6 protein-coding genes and 1 pseudogene are annotated in these 5,544 nt (G+C 45.1%); all 7 read right to left on the bottom strand.

The genetic code is table 11. The annotated features are described in order from the left end of the window. Nucleotides 1-392, bottom strand: a pseudogene (locus AKG98_RS17100) (hypothetical protein); the annotation flags it as partial. Then, nucleotides 385-1,530, bottom strand: coding sequence for a baseplate J/gp47 family protein (locus tag AKG98_RS17095; RefSeq protein WP_067048649.1), 1,146 nt, complete (start codon nucleotides 1,528-1,530; stop codon nucleotides 385-387). The gene AKG98_RS17095 and the pseudogene AKG98_RS17100, both read right to left, overlap by 8 nt. A 1-nt stretch (nucleotide 1,531) precedes the next feature. After that, nucleotides 1,532-1,855 (bottom strand): DUF2590 family protein, encoded by a 324-nt coding sequence (locus AKG98_RS17090; RefSeq protein WP_067048646.1) that lies wholly within the window; start codon nucleotides 1,853-1,855, stop codon nucleotides 1,532-1,534. Continuing rightward, entirely contained in the window at nucleotides 1,855-4,029 is a 2,175-nt protein-coding gene (locus AKG98_RS17085; protein ID WP_067048644.1) for a phage tail tape measure protein, read from the bottom strand. Before AKG98_RS17085 ends, AKG98_RS17090 begins: the two co-directional genes overlap by 1 nt. A gap of 209 nt (nucleotides 4,030-4,238) precedes the next feature. Further along, nucleotides 4,239-4,505 carry a putative phage tail assembly chaperone gene (locus AKG98_RS17080; RefSeq protein WP_067048997.1) on the bottom strand — a complete coding sequence of 89 codons (267 nt, stop codon included), beginning with the start codon at nucleotides 4,503-4,505 and terminating at the stop codon, nucleotides 4,239-4,241. An 8-nt stretch (nucleotides 4,506-4,513) separates the two neighbouring features. Continuing rightward, nucleotides 4,514-5,122, bottom strand: a complete 609-nt coding sequence (locus AKG98_RS17075; protein ID WP_067048641.1) for a hypothetical protein — start codon at nucleotides 5,120-5,122, stop codon at nucleotides 4,514-4,516. Beyond that, nucleotides 5,122-5,544, bottom strand: a 423-nt coding sequence (locus tag AKG98_RS17070) for a phage protein (RefSeq protein ID WP_157534155.1), incomplete at its 5' end; no start/stop codon positions are given. The genes AKG98_RS17070 and AKG98_RS17075, both read right to left, overlap by 1 nt.

The raw sequence follows: 5,544 nt of genomic DNA, 5'->3' as shown, positions 1-5,544 counted from the left end.
ACCGCATGACTGCTAAAATCGAGCGCAATAATGTCCCAATCCCTGTTTTCAATACGCTCAGTTACTTTGATTACGTTAATACCCAGACGATTGAAGATATCGGCAATGGTTGCTATCTCACCCGCATCGATAGTATTAACCAGTGCATGTTGAACCCGTTTCCTAAAAAACTCAGTCGGTTCGGTTGCCAGTCTTTCGGTCAACCTTTCCCAGGCTAACAAACCTAAAAATGGCTCTGCACTTTGTTGCTCATCTTTTTGTGCTACAGCCCACATCACCCAGTCTTTGGTATTGTTCCAATAGTGCTGCGCGGCTTTCATTAACTGCTCGGCATGGCCCTTGTTTAACCAAGTCGCAATTTCGGGTTGTTTCTTTTGCTGAGAACTATCCATTTTTTACAACCAAGTCCGTGAGTGCCGGCAACCACAAACCCGTTCGAATATCACCACAATCAAACTCGATACTGCGTAGTGCTGGGAATTGATTATGTAACTGCGCTTGTAACTGGCTCATACTAAATGACGAATTCGGCCGCGTTCGTGTTGGTTGATACGCATCGTTTAATCGAAACGCCGCCTGGATAAAGGTCTTTATATCCGCTTTAATATCAGCGCTATTGGCATGAAGTGAATACGTTGCTGTTATCACTTTGTCTTGCATAGGCATTGCATACACTTGAAAGTCATCACCATGGCCATGATGACCATCATCACTGATATGCTGATTAATGACTTTTAATAAGCCAGTTGATACCTGCCCAACATTAAGGTAAATAAACGCATTGGCAGTACCTGGTCCACGCGGTGCATGGTTAATAATTTCAATGTTGTCGACCGGTATCGCAAAATCGCTGATTATCGATTTATACACGGTATTGATGTGCCATTTAGCAGCTGTGCCGAATACGTTTCTTATCCTGTTACGATATGCTTCTGTACTTTCTTCGTTAGCACCAGGGATAAGCAGCCAGTCATGTTTATTCTGAATACTGACACCTTCGACTGGATTCACCAGTTGGTTATAACTGCCCACAGGTAAGTTATGCCCTTGCCCTGCAGCTGTGGCTTCAGCAAGAACCTCTATCACCGATTCCCCCTCTTCAAACACTGAAGGACGGGTGATACTTAACTGATATACAGTGCCGCCAATACTGGCACTACTGACCAAGGCACCTGCAGGTATACTCAAAACTCCATCACTGTTTGTGCGTGTTAATGTCAGCATGCCTTTAGCCTTAATTGCATCCACAACAAAGACATTGCGGCTTGGGCCATGTAACCCAATTAACGCACTGCGACTGGCGGTCATAATGAATAAATCGGGCATCAATATGCGGGCTATCCAATCGAGTAAACCAACGACAGGCAAAGTAATTAAGGCTTTAACTGTGCGCCAAAACGGGCTAAACGGACTGCCATTCTCGACAATAATTTGCTGTTCGCTTAACACCTGGTCCCATTGCTGCTTGGCGACTGTCTCATTCACTGGTAACCCAGCATCCGCCATCATCTTTTTAAAATCAGGTACCATGTTATGCCCCCGCCCATTTCATTATGCCGTATTGCTTAGTTTCAGCTTCAATCGACAAGGTTTTATCACTGTTGTAGGTAATTAAAATCGTGCCAGGCTTGAGTCGGTCGTCTTGTTCCACTTCCAGCTCTAAATCGGTGAGCACTGGCGCAATACCATTGACGTTGCGCTGCTTCACTAACTTAACCAGTAAGCCACTTTCGATAATGCGGTGCTTAACGTCTTGGCCAATCACTTTGGCCGCAGATAATTTGCCAGCACTGAGCGAGGAATTAAATACAAAATCCCCATCAACAATATTTAAATCAACATGCATATTTATCATTATCCGGCTAACTCCATTAACTGTTCAAAATCATGCGCGAGGTTGTCGCTTTTCATCACTACATTGTCGATATAAACCCGCTTACTGTTATCGGCACTGCTATTACTCTGGTTATTCGCGCTTTGTTTGCTTTGCTGGAAATACTGCGTTCGCTGTATACGTGGACGGCTTACCTTCGCCAGCTGTTGGTTGCTTTCTTGATACTGTTGAATACGCGCACTGTGTGCACTTGTTTCATTAAACGTTTGGCTTTCAACAAGCGAAGCTGCAACTGGCGATAAACCGCTAACCTGATTGAACTGCGTATTTGTATTAACTAAGTTGTTCGCTGCATAAGCCTCTGTGCTCAATACCTGGTTTGCAGCAACTGGTGTAAAACCGTTAGCCTGGTTAATTCGTGTATTCATGTTTGCAAGATGGTTGGATCCAAGTGTCTCTGTGTTGAGTTTCGTTGATAGTGTGTTTTCAGTTGATATTGGCGCTGCGGTTTTGGTCACCTCTTCCACTTTTGAGTTAATGGTCATTTCTTTACCGTCCATCAATCCCAGTGCTTCGAGCACCCATGTCACATTATCAATCAGAGCACTGAACACAGACATAACGCTGTCAAATATCTTAATCAGAACTTGCCCCCACGATGAATCTTTAAAGGCAGCAACAATGGCATCCCAATAAAAAATAAGTCCCGCTACGGCAGCCACTAACGCAACAACCCCAGCGATAACCAGCCCAATCGGATTGGCAAGTAATGCTGTATTAAATAACCAAGTAACGCCCTGCGCCGCTAACATAGCGCCACGATAGAGACCGATAGCAGCAAGATAAGCACCCATCACTGCAATATTGCCTAAGAACCCCATCACGCGCAGTGCCACCAAACCAACCTGCCATAGTTTTGTTGATACAGCGGCGGCATTGCTGACAACACTCAGCCCAATCAATGCAAAACGATAAATACCGATGATCATATTCATGGCGCTAAATGCCATCATTAATGCAATGACGCCAACAGCAGCAGCACCAAGTACGCCCGTTAATGTCGGGAATTCTTGGGTTAGCCATATCACGCCACCTAACATAGCAACCAACATATCGACAACCGGTTCAATAATCGGTAATACGGCTTGACCCATCGCCGTTGCGGCGCCATTTAATGAACCACTAAATCTGTCCCAGGGACTGGCAATGATATTCGCCATTTCACTGGCCTTGGATGCATCCGTGACATTGGTCAACTCGCTAATATTCTGTTTTAGTTTGGCGGTTTTTGTACTTAATATATCGACAACACCCGCCGCTTCAGTTGAACCAAATGCTGCATTTAAAATATCACCTCTGGCGACACTACCAACCCCAGTTAACCTTTGGTTGATACGTTCAAGCACGATATCCATACTCAGCATATCGCCCTGGCTATTGGTGAGCTCTATGCCTAGTTTTTTTTGCGCTTTACCAATACCATCAATGAATGATGCATATTTGGTCCCGGCTTCGGAACCACTTAACACAAGCTGCAGTTCACCGAGTACCGCAAACTGTTCTGCCGCGTCGATACCACGATTGGCCGCTTTTGCGCCTAATGAGCTAAACGCTGATTCCATTTCTGCGCCAGTGGTTTTGTACATTTTAACTGCTGTAGCGGTTTGCCCTGCAATCTGATTCACCCAGTCAGACTTGCCCATTTTGTTGGCTGTTTTTTCAAAGATGCCGTACATGGTGCCCATATAACTGGTGATCGTGCTGGCGTCCGCTTTCGTTGCAACCGCTAATACATTGGATGCTTTGGTAAAGGAGGCAAGCTCATCACCGGTTAGCCCGGATATAGCGGATTGGATATCGTAAGCACTGCGCACGAACTCGGCAGAGTTACCACCAAAATGCGTGGTAAATTCAAACGCGGTTTTAGTTAGTTTGGTTAAGTCTTCGCTGGCTACACCCAATGTTTGCACTTCACCAAGCGCAGCCACATGATCAATAGCCGGAGACAAACTACTGACCAATGCCATGGCACCGCCTGCAGTACCCATAAAACCACTCATCATTTGGTTTTGAGCACTGGCCGTTTGGGCGCTAAGTTGGTTTATCTTGTCCATGATCTTATTCACTGGCCCTGTTGCTTTATCAACAACGCCAATGGTGTACATGAGTTTTTCCAACTTACTTAATGCGCTCATTCGTTCCCCTCAACCTGTGACTTAACCACTGTCTAACGCCATGCAAATACCGTTGTTGATGGCGATCTGCTGCTTTTCTTGATTATCATTTTCCAAAAACAATGCCTGGGCTAAACTGTCTTCGGTGGCCACGCTGTGTGGCAGCCATTTTTGCTGATAGGCGAGCAACTGATCTAAACGGTTTCTGCTTATCTCTTTTGCTCGCTGTTCTATTTTTTTACGGTGATATTGAACTCAGGTTGATACTCTTCAACAACACTGCCGACCAGATGCAGCGCTGCACCAGGCAGGGCTAACATTTCTTTTAATGTTGCTTTGCATTCACTGTCCACAACCGTCATTAAGAAGTTGGTCGCAGGTTGAATTTTATTAACCTGGTTACTTTGGTTTAAAAACTTGTTGTAAGCCGTTACGTTCACATTGAAACTCAGTTCAATGTCATTCACTTCTAGGGTAATTTTTTGCTCTAACGCCATGGTCACTCTCACTCTTTATTTGGGGTCAAATCAGCTTGGTTCAATAGGGTATATGTAAAGGTACTGCCCCATTGCTGACGGCTTTGATGGCAAAGGGCCATCAGCTTATTAAAATCATTCGGGTTAGCTAATACCTGGCAACCTGCAGACCACTTGTCGACTTGCTTTGACTCATGATTTGCACTCGCTCGATGGCAATTAATACCGAAATAACCACGTTGTAAATTATTCTCACAATCCAGTTGATTATCATTGTTGTTGTCTCTGTAAACGGTGACGGGTTTATGCTGCACTAACGCAGGGTATTTTCCCTGGTGATAACCGAAGGTCCATAAACTGCGATGCTGCATAGCGGCAAGTACCGCGGTACCATCCAGATTGCAGGGGTTTTCACGGTAATAAGTGCCTGCATCCGTGGTGCATTTAAAACTGACGAGCTGCCATTTACCGTCTTGCTGATACAGGACACAAAGCAGATCGTTAAAGCTGTTTGCCTTGGTGTCCGTGTGACGAACGCCAATCAAGTTAAGGTTTAACTCACCTTCAAAGACTTTGTACTGCTTGGCCTGCATCGCTTTAAGCAAACTACTTGCAGTGAGGTTTTTCATTGCTGCCATTACAGGTCTCTCACTTCTTCTGCAGTCAGATAAGGAATGCCATTGATTTTGATAAAATCAGTCGACGTAACCGGACCTTTGATCGTGGTGGTATCTTCTTCGCCACCTTCCGCTTTGATATTCAAGATCTCGTCTAACTGCGGCAGTACACCAAAGGCTTCAATATTCTTGGTGCCGGCGGCAACTTCCGCTAAGAACGAAATATCAAAAGGTTCGATGCCTTTCCAGCTGCCCGCCGTTTTGGCTACATCCTGCAGAATAAGAAAGTTCTCATGATCTAATTTAATGGTGACTTCGGCGTCAACCGGACCATCGATATAACCCTTGGTAATGCCACGTACTTTTTTGGCTTTACGGCCATCCGTGATCTTTACGCTGGCTTCAATGACATGCACCATTTTGTCACCAATGAAAATATCAAA

Source organism: Moritella sp. JT01, assembly GCF_001574435.1.
Taxonomy (GTDB): domain Bacteria; phylum Pseudomonadota; class Gammaproteobacteria; order Enterobacterales; family Moritellaceae; genus Moritella.
This window is presented reverse-complemented; position numbering and strand designations above follow the sequence as displayed.